Origin of the sequence: Paracoccus denitrificans, from assembly GCF_900100045.1 — a bacterium.
Classification (GTDB): Bacteria; Pseudomonadota; Alphaproteobacteria; order Rhodobacterales; family Rhodobacteraceae; genus Paracoccus; species Paracoccus denitrificans.
On the sequence record NZ_FNEA01000003.1, the window covers coordinates 71,361 to 90,850 of the forward strand.

General features: G+C 60.0%; 16 protein-coding genes. 13 read left to right on the forward strand and 3 right to left on the reverse strand.

Annotated elements, in window-relative coordinates; translation table 11 throughout:
* The first annotated feature begins 22 nt into the window (after positions 1-22).
* The 6 genes from BLT64_RS02815 (at position 23) to BLT64_RS02835 (ending at position 5,538) form a co-directional block, all read left to right on the forward strand.
* Positions 23-2,008: a conjugal transfer protein TraG gene (locus tag BLT64_RS02815; protein ID WP_011747824.1), complete on the forward strand. Its 1,986-nt coding sequence runs from the start codon at positions 23-25 to the stop codon at positions 2,006-2,008.
* Between the two features lie 2 nt (positions 2,009-2,010).
* On the forward strand, positions 2,011-2,439 hold the full coding sequence (locus BLT64_RS02820; protein ID WP_011747823.1) for a hypothetical protein: 429 nt from the start codon (positions 2,011-2,013) through the stop codon (positions 2,437-2,439).
* 433 nt (positions 2,440-2,872) lie between these two features.
* On the forward strand, positions 2,873-3,409 hold the full coding sequence (locus BLT64_RS26205; RefSeq protein WP_011747822.1) for a hypothetical protein: 537 nt from the start codon (positions 2,873-2,875) through the stop codon (positions 3,407-3,409).
* 198 nt (positions 3,410-3,607) lie between these two features.
* Entirely contained in the window at positions 3,608-4,825 is a 1,218-nt protein-coding gene (locus BLT64_RS02825; protein WP_011747821.1) for an FAD-dependent oxidoreductase, read from the forward strand.
* Positions 4,812-5,162 (forward strand): DUF3817 domain-containing protein, encoded by a 351-nt coding sequence (locus BLT64_RS02830; protein WP_011747820.1) that lies wholly within the window; start codon positions 4,812-4,814, stop codon positions 5,160-5,162. The genes BLT64_RS02825 and BLT64_RS02830 overlap by 14 nt, the downstream gene beginning before the upstream one ends.
* The gene (locus BLT64_RS02835) at positions 5,149-5,538 is read left to right on the forward strand and encodes a YbaN family protein (protein ID WP_011747819.1); all 390 of its coding nucleotides are present in this window, start codon (positions 5,149-5,151) and stop codon (positions 5,536-5,538) included. Before BLT64_RS02830 ends, BLT64_RS02835 begins: the two co-directional genes overlap by 14 nt.
* A 40-nt stretch (positions 5,539-5,578) precedes the next feature.
* On the opposite strand, the gene BLT64_RS26210 is transcribed toward BLT64_RS02835, so the two are convergent.
* The gene (locus BLT64_RS26210) at positions 5,579-5,806 is read right to left on the reverse strand and encodes a hypothetical protein (RefSeq protein WP_128492929.1); all 228 of its coding nucleotides are present in this window, start codon (positions 5,804-5,806) and stop codon (positions 5,579-5,581) included.
* A gap of 60 nt (positions 5,807-5,866) precedes the next feature.
* Positions 5,867-6,814, reverse strand: a complete 948-nt coding sequence (locus tag BLT64_RS02840; RefSeq protein WP_081465031.1) for a helix-turn-helix transcriptional regulator — start codon at positions 6,812-6,814, stop codon at positions 5,867-5,869.
* Between the two features lie 43 nt (positions 6,815-6,857).
* Between BLT64_RS02840 and BLT64_RS02845 the strand changes: the two genes are divergently transcribed.
* Together BLT64_RS02845 and BLT64_RS02850 are read left to right on the forward strand one after the other, a co-directional pair.
* Positions 6,858-9,065 carry a TonB-dependent receptor gene (locus tag BLT64_RS02845; protein WP_128492930.1) on the forward strand — a complete coding sequence of 736 codons (2,208 nt, stop codon included), beginning with the start codon at positions 6,858-6,860 and terminating at the stop codon, positions 9,063-9,065.
* Between the two features lie 2 nt (positions 9,066-9,067).
* Complete coding sequence (locus tag BLT64_RS02850) at positions 9,068-10,294, forward strand: MFS transporter (RefSeq protein ID WP_011747816.1); 1,227 nt, start codon at positions 9,068-9,070, stop codon at positions 10,292-10,294.
* 20 nt (positions 10,295-10,314) lie between these two features.
* On the opposite strand, the gene BLT64_RS02855 is transcribed toward BLT64_RS02850, so the two are convergent.
* Positions 10,315-11,316, reverse strand: a complete 1,002-nt coding sequence (locus BLT64_RS02855) for a helix-turn-helix transcriptional regulator (protein WP_011747815.1) — start codon at positions 11,314-11,316, stop codon at positions 10,315-10,317.
* A 158-nt stretch (positions 11,317-11,474) separates the two neighbouring features.
* Here BLT64_RS02855 and BLT64_RS02860 point away from each other — a divergent pair, with 158 nt between their 5' ends.
* The 5 genes from BLT64_RS02860 to BLT64_RS02880 all read left to right on the forward strand — a co-directional run bounded on the left by BLT64_RS02860 (position 11,475) and on the right by BLT64_RS02880 (position 19,489).
* The gene (locus BLT64_RS02860) at positions 11,475-12,662 is read left to right on the forward strand and encodes an MFS transporter (RefSeq protein ID WP_011747814.1); all 1,188 of its coding nucleotides are present in this window, start codon (positions 11,475-11,477) and stop codon (positions 12,660-12,662) included.
* On the forward strand, positions 12,659-14,647 hold the full coding sequence (locus tag BLT64_RS02865) for a TonB-dependent receptor (RefSeq protein ID WP_011747813.1): 1,989 nt from the start codon (positions 12,659-12,661) through the stop codon (positions 14,645-14,647). Before BLT64_RS02860 ends, BLT64_RS02865 begins: the two co-directional genes overlap by 4 nt.
* A 3-nt stretch (positions 14,648-14,650) precedes the next feature.
* Positions 14,651-15,811, forward strand: a complete 1,161-nt coding sequence (locus BLT64_RS02870; RefSeq protein WP_011747812.1) for an FAD-dependent monooxygenase — start codon at positions 14,651-14,653, stop codon at positions 15,809-15,811.
* 82 nt (positions 15,812-15,893) lie between these two features.
* Positions 15,894-17,714, forward strand: coding sequence for an ABC transporter ATP-binding protein (locus tag BLT64_RS02875; protein WP_011747811.1), 1,821 nt, complete (start codon positions 15,894-15,896; stop codon positions 17,712-17,714).
* Positions 17,711-19,489 carry an ABC transporter ATP-binding protein gene (locus BLT64_RS02880; RefSeq protein ID WP_011747810.1) on the forward strand — a complete coding sequence of 593 codons (1,779 nt, stop codon included), beginning with the start codon at positions 17,711-17,713 and terminating at the stop codon, positions 19,487-19,489. Before BLT64_RS02875 ends, BLT64_RS02880 begins: the two co-directional genes overlap by 4 nt.
* Position 19,490 lies beyond the last annotated feature (1 nt).

The following is a 19,490-nucleotide window of genomic DNA, read 5'->3' on the forward strand; positions in this document are numbered from 1 at the left end:
ACACCGGAAAGGAGCGACAGTCATGTCCGCGACCAAGATCCTCTGGGGGCAGATCTCCATCGTCTTCCTCATCATTCTGGCCACCACCTGGGGAGCGACGCAATACGTGGCCGCGAGCCTTCGCTATCAGGCACAGCTGGGCCCGCCCTGGTTCGTGCTGTTCGGGACGCCCGTCTACTATCCTCCCGCTATCTTCTGGTGGTGGTATTTCTACGAGGCCTACGCGCCGCCGGTCTTCGCGACCGGCGGGATCATCGCTGCCTCTGGGGGCATCATCGCGATCGGCGTAGCCATCGCCATGTCGGTCTGGCGCGCCCGCGAGGCCCGCAACGTTGCGACCTATGGATCAGCCCGATGGGCTGAGAGGGGCGAGGTGAAGGCAGCCGGACTTCTAGACCCGGATGGCGTGGTCCTGGGTCGCTATGAGCGGGAATATCTGCGCCACGATGGGCCGGAGCATGTGCTCTGCTTCGCGCCGACGCGCTCCGGCAAGGGGGTAGGGCTCGTCGTACCGTCGCTTCTCGCCTGGCCCGGCTCGGCCATCGTTCATGACATCAAGGGAGAGAACTGGCAGTTGACCGCTGGGTTCCGGGCCCGGTACGGTCGGGTCCTGCTGTTCGATCCGACCAATCCGAACTCTTCGGCCTACAACCCCCTGCTGGAAGTGCGCCGCGGGGAGTGGGAGGTTCGCGATGTCCAGAACATCGCAGATATCCTCGTCGACCCAGAGGGGAGCCTGGAACGGCGCAACCATTGGGAAAAGACCAGCCACAGTCTGCTCGTCGGTGCCATCCTGCATGTTCTTTATGCCGAGAAGGATAAGACGCTGGCCGGTGTCGCCAACTTCCTGTCCGATCCGCGGCGTCCCGTGGAGTCCACACTCCGCGCCATGATGCGGACATCGCACTTGGGCGAGGCGGGGCCGCATCCCGTGGTCGCCAGTGCTGCCCGCGAGTTGCTCAACAAGTCCGAGAATGAACGCTCGGGCGTGCTTTCGACGGCAATGTCTTTCCTTGGCCTCTATCGCGACCCTGTAGTCTCCCAGGTCACGCGCCGCTGCGACTGGCGGATCGGTGACATTGTCGGGGGAGTGCGCCCCGTCACGCTGTATCTCGTGGTGCCGCCTTCGGACATCAGTCGCACCAAGCCGCTCATCCGCCTGATCCTCAACCAAATCGGCCGACGCCTGACCGAGGATTTGCAGGGCAAGGATGATCGTCATCGGCTGCTTCTGATGCTTGATGAGTTCCCGGCGCTCGGTCGCCTCGACTTCTTCGAGAGCGCGCTGGCCTTCATGGCGGGGTACGGGCTGAAGAGCTTCCTCATCGCCCAGTCGCTGAACCAGATCGAGAAGGCCTACGGCCCCAACAACTCGATTCTCGACAATTGCCACGTCCGGGTGAGCTTCGCGACCAATGATGAGCGCACGGCCAAGCGGGTGTCCGACGCTCTCGGCACGGCCACCGAGATGAAGGCGATGAAAAACTATGCCGGGCACCGTCTGGCGCCCTGGCTCAGCCATCTCATGGTGTCCCGGTCGGAAACCGCGCGGGCGTTGCTCACGCCCGGAGAAATCATGCAGCTGCCGCCAACCGATGAGATCGTCATGGTGGCCGGCACTCCGCCGATCCGGGCGACGAAAGCACGGTATTACGAAGATACGCGGTTTGCCGAGCGGGTCTTGCCGCCACCCAACTTGGTGGATGTGGGCGCCTCAGGGGAGGATGACTGGAGCAGTCTGGCAGTTCCAGTGCAGGACGACGAGCAAGAGCGAGTATCCGATATGGGAGCGGGGGACGAGGACCCGACAGCGTCGGAGCGCCGTCTTCAGCCGGAGCTGGCGCAGCCTCAGACGGTCGACAGGCAGTCCCCCTTTGAGAACGAGTTTGAATTCGACCCACCCGAGGATGAGGAGGATGGCGCCATCCGCAATCAGCGCATCATGCAGCAGATGCGCGGTGTCGCGCGTCAGGTCTCACTCAATCCCGATGACGGCATGGAGCTTTGATCATGGCCACCAGCCGCAAGAAGACGAAGATCTCGGTCTACCTCGATCCTGAGGTCATGCAAATGCTGGCAGACTTCTCAGCTCGTCGCGACAGATCCCAGTCAATGGTGGCCGAGGCCGCGATCGCATCCTTCCTCTCTCCGGATGACGCGGAGCGCCGCGAGGCGGTTCTAGCGAGGCGTCTGGATCAGATCGACAGGCGGATCACCCGGCTGGAACGCGATGTCGGCATCTCCGTCGAAAGCCTGGCTGTGTTCATCCGTTTCTGGCTTGCGACAACGCCAGCTCTGCCGGAACCCGCAGCAAAGGCAGCACGGGCGAAAGCAGGGGAGCGCTACGAGGCGTTTATCTCGGCTCTCGGTCGGCGCCTGGCCCAGGGGCCGAAGCTGCGGCAGGAGGTGTCGGAGGATGTGGAGGACGAAGAAACGTGAATCTTGTCTATATTTCGGCGACAGGGAAACGATTAAACCGAAACACGTGGCCGCCACCTTTTCCGTTCGGGTCACTGGCGAGTACGAATGACAGTCCAGTTTCGCCCTTTCCATAGAGGAGGCGATACATCAACTGCCGCTCTTGGATTGACTCGCTTGATCGTGGCGAAAGCTATATCTGACATCTTTTCGAGACTGACAGCGACGCTCGCACTGGTTCCCAAAGGTACTGATACTCTGTCTGTCAGGAACGTGTCGCCGGTATTCCACGCGGGGTTCATAATTCAATTCGCTTTGATTCTGCTTTCAAGATGGATAATTGCAGAAGTGGCAGATGTTGTAGACGTCACCGCACTTGTCAGACACAGAAAAGCGCCATAGATAACTTTGAGCCCCCGTCTGGTAGCCACATTTTCTTTCCTTCGAGGGGTACATGCGCTTTCTACTCGTTTTTTACTCATCCGCCACCCATGAATGGCGCATATTGGATACGGCGTCTCTGCCGGTGAGCTGTCTCTCTGGCCTGCCTAGGGTGCTGCAACATGAGCAGGACGTGATGTTGCGCTGGTTGTTGGGGTGCTACGAGGTTCTGGAGCTCACTACGCCGCCTGTGACTGAGGGGGACAGTGACTTTGTCGGCGAGTACGCCGAGGTCTATTCCCTCGCCACCCAAGTCTCGATGGTGCCAACCGACGGAGAATATCGTGGCCCCTGGCTTGAAATATTGCGCGAGACCCAGTCTCCAGCCGCGACACTGAGGCTCCGCAAGGCCTGTGTAGCATGCTCAGACGCTGGTCTTCGGCTGCTCAATTTGCGCGTGAAACGACCCTTTGATGTATCGAATGACGCCTGCCGTGCAACCGCAGCACGATTGACAGATTGGCAGAACCTGAAAGTCGCCCAAGACCGGCGCTTTGCATGCGCGCGGGACAATCCCAAAGCGCTTACCGATTGGACGGATAAGGCCTGACCGCAGTCTGGCTGCATTAGTTCCAGGTCGATTTGCCTGCGACCGTGCCATTCGGGGATGCCTCATAAAGGCGTGGCAAAGCCCGTAGTATCGCGATAGCCTGACGCAGAAAGCTTCCAGCACAAACAGTTTAATGCCGCAAAACCACGCTTTGCTGCCAGAGGCCTAAAGTTTCCTTAATTCGACGGAGGGGAAAATATGGAAGCGTCACAAAGCTGCGTGATTGCGGGCGGCGGCCCGGCGGGCATGATGGCCGGGCTCCTGCTGGCGCGGGCGGGGCTGCGTGTGACGGTGCTGGAAAAGCATCCCGATTTCCTGCGGGATTTTCGCGGCGACACGATTCACCCGGCGACACTTGAACTCATGGCTGAGTTGGACTGGCTGGAAGAGTTTCTGGCCCTGCCGCATCAGAAGGCCCCCGATCTGCATGCCGAGATGGGCGGCAGGCACGTAACCATTGCAGATTTCTCGCATCTGCCGCTGAGCTGTCGCTACATCGCCTTCATGCCGCAATGGGATTTTCTGAACTTCCTGGCCGGGAAAGGCGAAGAGCTTCCGAATTTCCAGCTGCTGATGGGGCACCGTATTGTCGAGCTTCTGCGCGAAGGGGACCGCATCTGCGGTGTTCATTGGGAAAACGACGCCGGCGACGAGGGCGATATTCATGTGCCACTGGTAATCGGGGCGGACGGGCGGCAATCCGTCGTGCGCGAGCAGGCGGGGCTGGAGGTGGTGGATTTCGGCTCTGCCGTTGACGTCATCTGGTTCAGACTTTCGCGATCACCCGACGATCCGGCGCCTGCCATGAGCCATGCCGGACCGCAACAGGGGTTGGTGCTGATTGATCGGGGCGACTTCTGGCAATGCGGCTATGTGATCCGCAAAGGCGGTTTCGACGATTTGAAGGCCTTGGGCCTGACAGCCTTTCGTGCCGCGCTTGCGGCCCTCGCGCCGCTGCCTTCGAAACGCTTCGAAGAGATTGCCGACTGGGATCAGGTGTATTTGCTCTCGATCCGCATGGATCGGCTCAAACGTTGGTGGGCGCCCGGTGTGCTCTGTATCGGCGATGCGGCCCATGCCATGTCCCCGGTGGGCGGGTTCGGGGTGAACCTAGCCATCCAGGACGCGGTGGCGACTGCGAATATCCTTTCCGGACCATTGCGGGACGGGGTGCTTTCCGAGACCGATCTGGCCCGGGTGCAGGCTCGCCGAATGTTTCCGACCCGCGCCACGCAGCGGCTGCAACGGATGATGCGTCGGAAGCGCAATGACAAAGGTGAGGCCGCGCCGCGCCCGCCGGGGTTCTTGCGGATGATTGCGCGCTTTCCGATCCTCTCACGCCTGATGGGGCGGCTCATCGGGATGGGGTTCCGTCCTGAACATATCTCCAAGGACCTTCTTCATGACCAGAGCTGATCCGGGGCCGCGTTCCGCCCTGTCTGAACTCACGTTTCGCGTTTTTCGGGGCGCTGCTCTCATCGAGGGTGTCACCACCCTGGCGCTGTTTCTCGTGGCGATGCCGATCAAATACGCGCTGGACAATCCGCTCTGGGTACAGGTTGCAGGCCCGATCCACGGTTATGCCTTCCTGGCCTATATCGCGCTGATGATTGCCGCGATCTGGGGGCGTGGCTGGAGCGGATCGGATTGGGCGCGCACCACCGCCGTTTCCTTCGTGCCGTTCGGCACATTCCTGAACGACCCCTTCCTGATGCGCCGTAAGGCCGGGGAGCTCCGCCATGCGACCGGATAGACGCGGCGGGGCAGCCGTCCTGCGGCATATCTTCCTGGCCTTGGGGCTGGGCTTCACAGGATTGGGCTTCCTCGGCGCCTTCCTGCCGGTGCTGCCAACAGTGCCCTTCCTGATCGTTGCGGCTGCCTGCTTCGCCCGCTCTTCGGAGCGCCTGGAAATGTGGCTTCTGTCGCATCGCCGCTTCGGCTCGCTGCTGACAGATTGGCGTGAGTGTGGGGCAATCCCGATGCGAGCGAAATGGATGTCGCTCGGGGGATCGGTCCTAGGGTTCATTCTCTTCGTCCGGGGCAGTCACCCCGGCTGGCCGCTCATGCTTGCCGTGGGCGGGCTGATGGCTTTTGGCGTCGTCTATGTGTTCACGAGGCCGACCGCATAAGGGGCATCAGACGTTGGCGTTCGGCTCGCCATTTTGCCGGTCAGTGCGAGATGTCACCTCGTTTCATGTAGGTCGCGGAAAGGCGCTTTCGATTGGTAGGAACCCCGGAGAACTCAGTTTTGAGCAGCTTGATCACCGTCATTTCGCGCTCGGGGTAGGAGCGCGAGAGCCGCTGTAGCGCTGCTTCCTCGGTTTTTGCAGTCACGAGATGCTGAATTCTCCCGACATGTTCGATGTCGGCTGTGATTGAAAAGATTATTGTGGTCACGATTCTTACACTCTCTTGGGGCCTCTATCTCTTTTACCACTTCGGCACAGGTCTATGCATTCATCCTTTTCGGTGCAGCTCATTTGGCAACATACCAAACTGTTTGCGGAAAGCTGCCGAAAAATGGCTAAGATTGACATAGCCGAGATCCGCCGCGACCATGGTTACTGACGCGCGGCCGACCGAAAGTCGATGGTGCGCTGCGTGCATTCTTTCTCGCTGGAACAGTTTATAGGGGCTCGTGCCGAAGAGTTTTTTGAATCCGCGTGTGAGTGAGGGGGCGCTCAGACCAGCCTCGAACGCAAGTGCCGGAATGCTGGGCGCGGCACTCAAATCCGCTAGAAGCAAATCTCTCGCGCGCAAAAGCTTACGTCTCAAATCGGGGTTAACGCTTTCGACCCGCAAATCTGTCCGACACTCAAGAAATAATCCTACGACCGATAGCGCTTGTGCCTGGTACCAAAGCGGATGGCGTCGCGGTGGTTGGGTCTGATCGTGAAACGCAAGCTCTTGGTTGATCAGATGAATGACAGCGGACAACTCTCCTCCGAGATATCCCCCGCTTGAACCACCATGTTTGGCGAGGTGAATGAGCTCGTTATCGCGATCATCGACCCATTGGCTGAACAGGTCATTGTCGATCATGAGCGTCAGGTTTTCGAGAGATCCCTTTTGCCGGTAAATGCCGCTGCGCCCCGGGCAATATTCTATTGAACCCGTGTTACACCGCACGGGCAGGTGGTCGTCTGGTTTGTCAGTGAAGTTACGCGAGGCAGTGCCCTTGAGATTTGTTGTGAAGCTCAGGCTGACACGGTCGCTGTCGTCTTTCAGCGGCAGTTCCATGCCGCTTTGAAAGCGGCCAGCCCAGTAAAGGAGGTCAACCCCGTCCTGCAGTTTGAGGAAGACGGCTCGACATTGACGACCCTGAGTGGGGTGGAACAGATCGGTGTCACGTAAAGCCTTGGAAACCGGAATGAAACCATCTGCCTCCCTAAATGCATGTCCCATAGCCTGCCCCACTTTGAACTATACCTGATTGATTGAATCAGGATTGAGTTTGATCGAAATCGGGCGGCGCGGCAAGCCGCGATCTGATCTGTTTGGCGTAATCTCACGCTATTGGAGCCCGAAAATTCTCATGCGCTTGCCTACACGACCTATCTCTTGTCCGCATACTTTCGTGATAGTCCTGACGATCAGCAGTACCTCGTTCTTTCCTGCGATGGGCCGCGCACAAGACCAGGAGACGTCCGAGTTTCTTGGGGTTATCCAGCTCGATCCGATTACAATTGAGGGGCAGAACGATCTTATGAGTTCTTCCACTGTGCATGAGCGCGAAGATATCGAACAGGGGCGTTTGCAAAACTTCGAGGATGTTCTGCGGGCAACCCCCGGGGTTGGCGTGAACTCTTCGGGTGGGACGAACCTCTCGACCGTCTACATTCGCGGTGTAGGGTCGATGTATCCCATGAGCCTTGATGACAGTGCGGCAACATTTACATTGGACGGCAGCCCGTTGAGTGCACGGCATATCTCGCTGGGAACGCTCGATGCGGAGCGGATCGAGATCCTGAAGGGGCCACAGGGCACGAAATCTGCTGCTGCAGCTTTGGCTGGGACCGTCAATGTCATCACTGCAAAGCCGAGCCGTGCGTTGGAAGGGTATTTGCGTAGTGAAATGGGTCAAGAGGGGCAGTACCTTCTGGAGGGGGCCGTGGGTGGTCCGTTGTCGGAAAGCCTGAGCGGTCGGGTGGCGCTGCGTTATTCCGGCAGTGAGCATTGGGTGGAAAACAGGCAGACGGGCCAGCCGGTAAGCGATCCGAAGGAGCTTGCGTTTCGTGGCTCGCTTCTTTGGGAGGGGCAACAGGGAACATCGGCTTTGTTGACCTATGAGCATCAGAAGATCGAGGCATTGCCCAATTTGATAATGCTCAAGCCCTATAATCGTTACGGTGAGCTTGATCTAACCCCGAACCTCTATGATCAGGTCGAAAAGTCGCTTGATCGCACAGCACTTCAGGTAACCCATGATTTTGGGGAAAGCCGGATTACCTCTCTCACGTCCTACCTGACAGGAAAAAATACGGAGGTCGCGGCGTATGACCGGATCCTCTATGGCGCACTTTATGGTGCGCCGGGAGAGTTCTGGAATATCGACGAGGCGCAAGAAATGGTCTTCAATCAGGACATTCGATGGGCGTCTTCGGATGGAGCTCCGTTTGAATGGGTTCTCGGCGCCTCTTTTGAACATTTCGATGGTTCTTATGATACACCGCGCAATACATACGGGACGTCCAGCGCGACGTTCCGCGATTTCGAAAGCGAGCGCTATTCGCTTTATGGTAATGTGACCTTTCCCCTCAGCAGCGATGTGAAGCTCAGCGCTGGGTTGCGTCAAACCTGGACCCAGTCCAGTTATAACGGTGCCTATCACGGCGGCGGTTCGGTTGTGTATGAGAACCGCTCGCGCAGTGAAGACTTTCTGACAGGGCAGCTTGGACTGTCATGGGATGTCGCGCCGGAAACCAGGCTCCATGCAAAAATCGCACGCGGTCATGTGCCAGGGGGCTACAATATCTACGCAACCCAGCCGGCCGACAGCGAGCCCTATCGAGGCGCGACGAGCGATTCTATTGAAGTTGGTTTCGCGACCGCTTTCGCAGACGGAGCCTTCGAGTTGAGTGGTGCGGTATTCGCCAATCGGGTCGAAGATAATCACTTGCTCAGCTATGACTCGGCAACTTACGTCGTGAGTGCCTTGAATGCTGATACGCGGAGCCGTGGCATAGAGTTACAGGGAACTTGGTATGCAAGCCCCTCGTTTTCGATTGGTGCCGGGCTGAGTTACATTGATGCTGAAATCACCTCCAATGTGCTCGGGATCGGCGACGGGGATGTGCATTCCGGCAACAAGGTGCCGGATGTTGCGCCCTGGACCGCTCATCTCTCGGCGAATTACAGGCAGGCTGTGCCAGCTCTTCTAGGGTTTGCAAATCCTATCCTTGACGCCCGGCTTGATTATAGTTTTGTCGGGAGCCGGCCAGCCGATCCACAGAACCATTTTGATCTTAATCCCTATCATAAGCTCGATTTGCGGCTGGGGCTGACGCAAGGGCAAACTGAGTTTTATGTCGCCGCGGAGAATTTGCTGGATGAGCAGATCGAGCTTTACGGCTACTATGCACCTGGCAGCGGTACAAGTTATGGGGGGATCGCCCGTGGACGCACAGTGACCGTTGGCGTGATGCACAGGTTCTGAACATGGCGGATGATCTGGGGTGCGAAGGCAGCGCCAATGTCTTAGGCATGCGTCAATGGGCTCTTCTCGCAAGCCTCTATTCGACGCAATATCTCGGCCTGAACTTTTTCGTGGTCGCTCTGGTGGCAATCCTCCGGAGCGAGGGAGCCGAGCTCGACACATTGGGGCTGGTCTACATGCTCGGGTTGATCTGGCCGCTCAAACTACTCTGGGCGCCGATGATAGATCGCTTCACGATAGGTCGAGGCGGCCATTTTCGCGGCTGGCTCCTGTTGACGCAGGGACTTTTGGTCTTGCTGTTGCTAGCAATTGGTAGGTTCGATGTGATCGACGATTTTCCGCTTGTCTATGCGCTCTGTCTTGCCGTGGCCTTACTGGCTGCGACTCAGGACATCGCCGTGGACGGACTGGCATGCCGTCTCCTGCCGGAGACCCGTCGTGGTTTGGGGAACGGATTGCAGATCGCTGGTGGTCTAGCGGGCAATATGGTGGGCGGCGGTCTGATTCTGATGCTCTATCCTCAGATCGGTTGGGCAGGCTGTTTGACACTGCTCGCTGCCCTCACAGCCATTTCTGCGGTGCAGCTTATTGGATTCGAGGAGCCCGCCTGGCGGCGATCCGGGGATGCGACGGGTAAGCTCTATCGCAGGATGATGGTGTTCTGGTGGCAGCCAGGGCAGAGGTGCTGGTTGGGGATAATTCTGCTCGTTTCGGCATCAAGCGGAATGGCTTATGCTGTTCTGATGCCGCTTTTGGTAGATCAGGGATGGGGGCCAGCGCGAATCGGCTTAGTGGTGAATGTGCTCGGCTCCATTGCTGGCCTCGTCGCAGCCCTGATCAGTGGATGGCTGATGTACCGTTTCAGTCGTCGCGACGCGCTGGTTCTGGGGGTGGGCTTTCAGATCATCGGGATCACTGTGCTTCTTTTGCCGGCCTGGGGTATGACCCAAGCAGCGGCGATGGGTGCGATTGTATATTTCCTTTGCTATAATCCGGTCTCGGTTGTGATGGCAGCCATGATGATGGACCGCGCCGCGCCGCAAAGCGCTGCCACGGATTTTACCCTGCAGTTTACGTCCGGACAATTCGCCGCGATTGCGGCCATGTCCGCAGGTGCGCCCATGGCCGCTCATATTGGGTATGGAGGCGTTTTGGGGGTCGCTCTCGGGACCGGATCGATGGCTTTGTTGCTGTCCGTGGGGCTCGGTCGAAGCCGAGCCGCAGGATGAAGCGCTGGCGCGATTCGGGCTTATGCGTGTTTTCCCGTATCGAGCGGGGGTTTCGACAAGCGCAGCATCTCTGAAGGTGTTTGGCCGAAGCGCCGTCGAAAGAGGGTCGTGAAATGACTCATGCTGTCATACCCAACGATCAGCGCGGCGTCCGTAACGGTGCTGTCGCCTTCAATCAAGAGCTTGCGGGCTTCGCTCAAACGGCGTTCTTGCAAAAACCCATAGACTGCATATCCGGTCTCGGCGCGAAAGCTCCGTTTCAGGCGGTTATGGGAAATGCCTGCCGCTATGGCGAGTTCGGGAACCGTCCAGCTTCGACTCAGATCGCTATCCATCAAGGCGATAACTCTTTGTACAGCTCTTTTGTCGCGCGTGAGTATTGCCGTCGGAGCGGATTGAGCAGCAAGCGCGCGGATCGCTTGGTCGATGATGTCGAGCGATCGGGCTTCCACGGTGAGATCGGCGGTGCCGGACATGCCCGATTGGAACAATGCCTGCGCGTTGGCCATCAGACGTGGCGGCATGGGTAATATGCCGGTCCAGACCGAAGGGCTTACAGCAGTCGAATAGGGATGTGCCGAGCCAAGGGCCTCAACGGACTGCGGGCCGCCCAGAGCTCTCCACAAGGGAGGCGAAAGCCTGATGTCGATACCACGAAATCGCGAAGAGGATTTCAGCCGGTCCTGCCCGGATGCGCCTTCAGGCGCGATCATGCAGTAGAAGCCGGGGCGAAACGGGATCGGGCCGTATTGCGCGTTTCCTTCGGTGATCCAGCCGGTGCCGGTGGCTTCGAACAGAATGTTAAGTGCGACACAGGGAGCCGTATGCATCTTAGCATCTGTGTTGGCATTGATCTCCATGTCGAACAAGGAGATCGTCAGCCCCTTGCGCGCGCCGAGGATACGATAATTGCCGCTTTCCGGTACACCGCTGGGAGATGGTGTCAGCGGCTGCGGCCCCAGAACCGCCACCTCATGCGGTTCGGCATGGGCGAGTTGGCGCGTTTCAATCTGAAAGCCCATTCTAGTGCTCTCCGAAAATAAAAGTCTGATCCCATTATCAGAATACCCGATCACAATAGTCAACTTTTATATTTCGGTATACGCCCCTGAAAACACAACGAATCCAAGGTCGGTCCAAGAACGTGCAAGTTTCAATATCATCAAGGCGAACTGTTTGGATGCCTGCTTTTGCTCTCGTCGGGCTCTACGCCGCGCAATCCATCACCGGCAGCATGGTCCAAAGTGCCTTGCCCGTGGTTTTACGTGACGCCGGGGTAGCGCTAGACCGGATTGGTTTGTTGTCGTTGTTGTTTTTGCCCTGGGTACTCAAGGTGTTCTGGTCCCCACTGGTTGATCGCTTTTCCACCCCGCGCCGATGGATCTTGATGTGTCAGGGCCTGTTGGCGCTGAGCTATGTAATCGGCGCGGCATTCGCGCCTACGACGCAACTTGCGGCGCTGTTGCCAGTGGTCTTCGTGATGGCGCTTTTGGCCGCGACACAGGACATCGCGACCGATGCCGCCGGTGTGCATGCCACCACCCGCCAAACGCGATCTCTTGCCAGTGGCGCGAGCACGGTCGGGGGCTATGCCGGCTTCCTGATCGGCGGTGGCTTGTGGCTCTGGGTCTACGCTCGGGCAGGATGGGAGCTCTCGATGGTCTTTCTAGCGGTTGCCATGCTGTTGCTTACGCTCCCGGTGCGCGCGTTACGGATCGAACGTCCTGAAGGCACGACGAAGCGGCCATCGTTGCGCCACAGCCTCAAGAACCGGACTTTGATACGCGGGGTCGGTTTTCTTCTGCTGTGGCAAAGTGCGGTGCGGCTCGGTGCGGCGATGACCGGCCCCATGCTTGTGGATGCCGGTTTTTCGCTGGACGCGATTGGTTGGTTGCGCGGTGCGGGCGGCATGATCACCGGCCTGATAGCCGCAGTCGCCGGTATGCTTATGTGCCGACGTTTCGGCACCCGTTCCGTGCTGCTGTCGGCGGGGCTCGGTGTGGGGGCTTGTTGCGTAGGGCTTGCAATCTGGGCGGTTGCGCCCGGTGCTCTCTGGGGGCTGGCAACACTTCAGCTTAGCCTGTCTGCGCTGACGGCGATTTCCTTCGTGGCTCTTTATGCCGAGATGATGAACTGGTGTGCGCCGGACCAGGTTGCAACCGATTTTGCACTGTTGCAGAGCCTCGACGCCGGACTCGCTGTAATCATTGGGATTCTGGCCGGACAGATTGCGCAGCACTTGGGTTATGCGCCTGTCTTCGGTGGGGCCGTGGCATTGCTTTTCTGCGCCCTGCCGCTGGTTCGGCGCTGTATGGGCAAGCCTTTGCCCCCTGAAATTTCTTTGAACAATGTGGAGATAGCCGAATGAATCGCAGCCTATTCAATACGGTCTGTGTTGCGGCGCTGACCTTTGGCGCAGCGCCTCTGACCGCTCAGGAAACCTCGAACGACGACGTGTTCGAACTCGGAACGATCTATATCGTGGGAGCCAAGCGGCCTCAGGATGCGCTGAGCTTTCCGGGCACCGTCGCGCAAGCCGATGCGTCGGAACTGAGCGGGCGCGGGGTCCAGACGGTGGCGGATCTTGATCGTGTCTTTCCGGGGCTTGCGGTCGATACACGGTCATCCCGGGTCTATTCGAACTTCACCCTCCGTGGCCAGTCCTCGCTGGATTATTACAGCACGTCGGTGCAGGTCTATGTCGACGGGCTGCCGCAGGATCCGGCGGTTCTTGCGCAGATGTTCCCCGGCGCTCTGGAAAGCGCTGAAGTCCTCTATGGACCGCAAGGTAGCCTCTACGGGCGTGGTGCAGTCGGTGGTGTGATCAATGTGACCACCCTGAAGCCGGGTGAGGGTGATCGCTTCTCCTATTCACTCGGCGGTTCCGAGGAAAGCTATCAGGCGCAACTGCGCGGGGAACTGCAATTGGCGGAGGGTCTCTGGGCCGACTTTTCACTGGCCCGCAACGACGTGGGGGATGACCTTCAGGTTATGGGCACGGGAGAGGATGTGGGCGGCACCGTCGAAGATCGCGCGCAGCTGCGACTGCGTTATGCGCCCGAGGGTAGTCCGCTCGACATCACATTCAGTGCAGCGTGCAACGAAGTGGAGTCCAGCGAGGAACAGTTCGTCATGGGCACGGCGCTGGCGGCCCGACAAGCGGTGCCGTTTCCTTCGAAATATTCGCATGATACCAATAGCTTCGGTCTCACGGTTGATTACGATCTCGGCTGGGCGACATTTTCCTCGCTCACGGGTTACCAGGACCGGTTCCTCGATCGGACGATTTTTGGCTCATACACCCCGGAATGGCAGGAAACCCTGACGCAGGAATTCCGGCTTTCCTCCGCGACAGGTGGACCTGTCGAGTATGTGGCGGGCTTGTTCTATTCGAATTCCGAATTCCGCCGTGAAGCCTACGGTTCGACGACGACGCAGAAGACCGAAAGCTATGCAGCCTTCGGGGATCTGACCTGGCATGCCACGGACCGGTTGGATGTTGTTGCCGGGGCACGCTGGGATTTTGAGACCACCGATGCAACCGCGACTGGCGTAGTCACCATGCGGGGCAGCGATGATTGGAACGCGTTTTCTCCGAAGCTCGGGCTGAGTTATTCAATTACACCGGAGTGGCAGGCGTACGGGATCGTGAGCAGTGGATTTAAGGCGGGCGGGTTTACGCGCACGCTGACCCCTGCGAATATCGCATATACCTATGACCCCGCGACGACTTGGAACGGCGAGGCGGGCCTGAAGTACCGGTCGAACAATGGCACGATCGAAGCCTCCGTCGCAGCCTATTACAGCGTGACGGAAGACTACCAGATGTTCGTGGGTACGGCCCCGGCGCAATACCTTCAAAACGTGGGCGAGGTGACAGCCAAGGGTATTGATGCGACCCTACGGATCAACCAGGGGCCTTGGGGGCTGAGCGGTGGCGCTACGTGGGGAGAGTCGCGTTTTACCGATTATGACAGCAGTGCGACGCCGGGTCTTTCCTATCAGGGGAATGATGTTCCCTATGCGCCGGAGTTTACGGCGCGGCTGGCGGTCGATTACACGCATGAACTGGGGGCAGGGCGTGGCCGTCTGATCCCTCGGTTGGGGCTCAGCTATCAGGGAGATATCTGGTTCGACGAGGCCAACAGTATCGGTCAGGACGGGTATTGGCTGGTTGATGCCGGGCTCGCCTGGGAAATGAGCAACGGTGCTGTTCTGGATCTCTATGCCACGAACCTGACGGACGAGACCTATGCCTCCTATGGCTTTGACGCCAGCAGCTACGGGTTGGGCGATGTGTATCAGCTCGGACGCGGGCGCGAGATCGGTATCCGCTTGACCCAGAGGTTCTGAGCAATGCGTGTCCTCGTTCAGGGTGCCGGGCCGGCAGGGGTGGCGCTCGCCCTTGCTCTCCGAAGGCATGGGATTGTAACGCACCTTGTCGACAGAGCCTCGGCGGATCGGCGCGACGGTTTCGCGGTGGGGCTTCACGGCAGCGGCCACCGCGCGGTGGAACAGTTGGGGCTGCTGCCTGCCTTGCAGGCGCAGGCCGTGCCTCTTGGCGAGGCGCGCTATCTCTATGCCGATGGACGTGAGCACTTTCGCTATGACTATCGCCGGATCGCGTCAGCGATGAACGGGCGAATGCTGATGATTATGCGCGATGCTTTGCAGGACGTGCTGATCGGGACGGCGAAGGACATCGACATCCGCTTCCAGCTCAGTGTGAGTGCGTTGGAGCAGGATGCTGGCGGTGTTTCCGTTGCGCTCAGCGATGGCAGCGAAGAGCGATACGATGCAGTCATCGGCGCGGATGGCTATCGCTCCGGCGTGCGGCGGCTGGTCTTCGGTGATAGCGCCGATCCTGTCCGCAACCTTGGCTATCGGATTGCCGCCTGGCATTGCCGCCCAACCAAACCGCTGAAGGCATCGGTGGTCGGGATGGCGGATGTCGATCGCCACGCCACGCTCTACGCCCTTCCGAACGGCGAGGCGGCCACGCTGTTCTGCTGGCGCGATACGGACGAACAGCGGTTGAACGCTGCGGAACGGCAAAAGCGGATATTTGAGGTGTTCGGCGGCTGGGCCGAACCGGTCGCCAGCGCTTTGGGCGACTGTGCCTATTGGGAAGGCTGTTTTGTCGATACCGTGTCCCAGATCGAAATGCCGTGCTGGTCGAAAGGGCGGGTGGCACTGTTGGGGGATGCGGCTTGGTGCCCGACGTTCCTGTCCGGACAGGGTACCTCGCTGGCGGTGGCCGGGGCTGTGGTGCTGGCAGAAGAGCTCGCCGACCAAGCGCCCCAGATTGCATTTGCATCCTACGAACGCCGACTGCGTCCGGCTGTGACCAGGGTTCAGGCCGGTTCCCGGCGTATTGCTGGACAATATGTGCCAACCAGTGAGCGTTCCATGCGGCTGCAGGGCTGGCTGGCACCGGCGCTGTTTTCCAGGCTGCTGCTTCCCATCGTTGCGCGACGGATGGCACTCGCACAGATCGAATTTGATACATTCGTATAAATTGAAACATAGTGTTGCAAAATAGTTTGCGTACCGCTACTGATTGTTTTCGACTCATTCACTCAGTTATTGGGGGCGCCGGATGGCAGTGTCTGAAAACGTCGAGCGGTCGGCTGCAAGCGAAGTGCCAGAGCGGCCTGACTTCTTTGCCAGCCTGAAACTCCTGATGCGGTACGGGGAGGGTGCAAAGCCGCTTCTCGTGTTGTCGGCGCTCCTGGCGACCGGCGCCGTGGTGCTGGAGTTGGTGCCGATCTGGGTCGTCTGGCGATTGGTGATTGCGCTGATTGACGGGACCGCCTCTGCAGGACTCTTCGCGAGCTACGCGCTGATCGCCCTGGCGGCGGTGATCGCGGGGTATCTTCTTATGGGACTGGCCTTGGGGCTGAGCCATGTCGCCGCCTTCCGGCTGATACATGCGTTGCGGCTGGCCATGGCGCGTCATCTTGCGCGGCTTCCGATGGGCTGGTTCGCGGGGCGGCGGTCCGGCGGTGCGAAAAAGCTGATCGTGGATGAGCCGGAGCGGCTGGAGATCCTCGTTGCGCATGGGCTGCCTGAAGGTGTGTCGGCCATCGGCACTTGGCTGGCTGTGACGATCTGGCTGTTTGCCGTCGACTGGCGCATGGCGCTGGCGGCTATCGTCCTCGCACCCGTGGCGTTCGGCCTGATGCTGTCCGCCATGGGACGCACCTCGCGGATGGTCGGGCAATATCAGGCCGCCGGTGAGCGCATGAATGGCGCGATTGTGGAGTATTTGGCCGGGATGGCGGTCATCAAGATCTTCAACCGCAGCGGCGAAAGCCTTGGTGAGGCCGCTACTGCGGTGCGCGACTACGCGGCGATAGAGACGGAGATGGGGCGCCAGTTCGTGCCGCGCGGAGCGCTGTTCTATACGCTGGTGGTGGCCAACATCTGCGTGATCCTGCCTGTTGGCATGCTGTTGATGCGCAGCGGCACGCTGAATCTGACGGGGCTGGCTTTCTTCGTCATCCTTGGAGCGAATTACAGTCAGCCGCTGCTCAAGCTGTTCAATCTCTTCCACAATATGGCGCATATCTCGATGGCGTCGACGCTGATTGAAGACGTGTTGGGCACCCAGACCCAGACCGATACCGGGAAACGGATCGAACTGCCGAACCGCGAGGTCAAGTTTGAGAACGTGCGCTTTGGGTATGACGCCCATGAGGTGATCCATGACGTCAGTTTCACTGCCGGGGACGGCGCGGTCACGGCACTGGTCGGTCCCTCCGGGTCGGGCAAGAGCACGCTGGCCAGTCTGATCCCGCGGCTACACGACGTATGGGAGGGGCGGATCACCCTAGGCGGCACGGATATCCGTGACATCGGGATCGACCAGTTGATGGAGGAAGTGGCCTTCGTGTTCCAGGACACCTTCCTGTTCAGTGGTACGATTGCCGAGAACCTCCGCCTGGGCAAAGCCGGCGCGACCGAAGCAGAGCTTCATGCCGCTGCCCGCGCCGCACGTGCGCACGCGTTCATTACTGCGCTGCCCGATGGCTATGAGACGAAGCTGGGCGAAGGCGGTGCGGCGCTCTCCGGTGGGGAGCGCCAACGCCTCGCCATTGCCAGGGCCATCCTGAAGAACGCGCCAGTCATCGTGCTGGATGAGGCCACGGCCTTCGCCGACCCCGACAGCGAGGCAGCCATCCAGGAGGCGCTGAGCGAGCTGGCCAGAGACCGCACGCTGATCGTGGTGGCGCATCGGCTGCACACGATCATGGGAGCCGACCGGATCGTTGTGCTGGATCAGGGGCGATTGGCCGAGACCGGGCGGCATGGGGACCTGGTTGCACAGGGCGGGCTCTATGCCCGGCTCTGGGCAGATTACACGGCGGCTCAGGCAATCTCGCTGCGCGGCAATCAGGCAGCGGAGGCAGCCCAATGAGCATGGTGGAAGACAGGGTCGCAGTGCCCGAAAGCCGATCGGATATGGAAAGCCTTAAACGCGCTTGGCATCTGGCCGGACCGCTCAAGGGGCGGGTGGCGCGCGGCGTGCTGTTTCGGTTCCTGCAAAGCATGATGCTGGGCCTGAGCTTTGGTGTGATGGTCTGGGTGGTGACCGGCCTGGCCGAGGGCCGGGCGCTGACCGCGGCCTGGATATGGCAGTCGGCCGGTTTGATGGCGCTGTCGCTTCTCGGGCAGATCCTCTTCGGCTATCTCTCGGTCCGTGCCTCCTGGCTGTCGTCCTACGAGGTGGCCGGGCATCTGCGGCTGCGCATCCTCGAAAAGCTGCGCCACCTGCCGCTCGGGTTTCATCAGACGCGGCACCGGGGCGATACGGTGACGGTTCTGACTTCTGACATGCAGATGCTGGAGAGCTTCTTCTCCGACGGGCTGCCGCGCATCTCGCAGGCGCTTGGTCTGCCGGTGGCGATCTTCCTTGTGCTGCTCACACGGGACTGGGTGGTGGCGCTGGCCACGGCGACCTCGGTCCTCGTGGCGTTGCCGGTGTTCTTCGGCACCTCGCGGCAGCTGTCGAAATTGGGCATCCAGCGGCAGGACATGCAGGCCGAGGCCGGCGCGCGGATGATCGAATTCGTGCAGGGCATGGGGGTGATCCGCGCCTTCAACCAGGTGGCGCAGGGACAGGAGAGCTTTCGCAAGGCGATCGACGATTTCCGGGATATCTCCATCCGCATGGTCGCGCAACTGACGCTGCCCATGGCGCTTTTCGGTATGATCGTCATGCTGGGGGCGCCGCTGGTGATCTGGGTGGTTGGCGGACGTCTCAATACGATGGAGACGGGCACTGCCATCACGGCGCTCCTGCTCCTTTTTTCCATGTATGCGCCGCTGCTGTCGCTTCTGGGCGTGATGGAAGCTGTGCGCATGGCCGATGCCTCGCTGATCCGCATGGATCGCATCCTGTCCGCCCCCGACCTGCCGGAGGTCGCCGATGCCGCGCCATCGGGTTTCGAGGTCAGTTTCGACCGCGTCGGGTTCGGCTATCGCCCGGGCGAGGTGGTGCTACACGACATTTCCTTCACCGTGCCGGAACGTTCCATGACGGCCATCGTCGGGCCGTCCGGTTCTGGCAAGAGCACAATCCTGAACCTGATCCCGCGCTTCTGGGACGCAGGCAGCGGGCGCATCACTATCGGAGGGGCTGATGTGGCGTGGATCGGCGAGGCCGGGCTTTCCAATCTCGTGACTATGGTGTTTCAGGATGTCTATCTGTTCTCGGGCACGATCCGAGACAACATCGCCGTGGGCAAAGCTGGAGCCACCGAGGCAGAGATCGAGGCGGCGGCCCGTGCCGCGCAGGCGCATGACTTCATCTCTCGCCTGCCGCGGGGCTACGACACCCAGGTGGGTGAAGGCGGGGATGCGCTTTCGGGCGGTGAGCGGCAGCGGATTTCTATCGCGCGCGCCATCCTGAAGGATGCCCCCATTGTGCTGATGGATGAGGCGACAGCGGCCATCGACCCGACCAATGAGCGCGCCATCCAGACAGCGCTGGCACGGCTGGTAGAAGGGCGCACGCTGATCGTGGTGGCGCATAAGCTTTCGACCATCCAGTCCGCCGACCAGATCCTTGTTTTGGACGAGGGCAGGATCGTCGAACAGGGAGTGCACCAGGCGCTGCTGGAGGAGCGGGGTCTTTATGCGCAGCTATGGAGCCATCGCGCGAAGGCGGCGGAGTGGACACTGGACGGCTGAC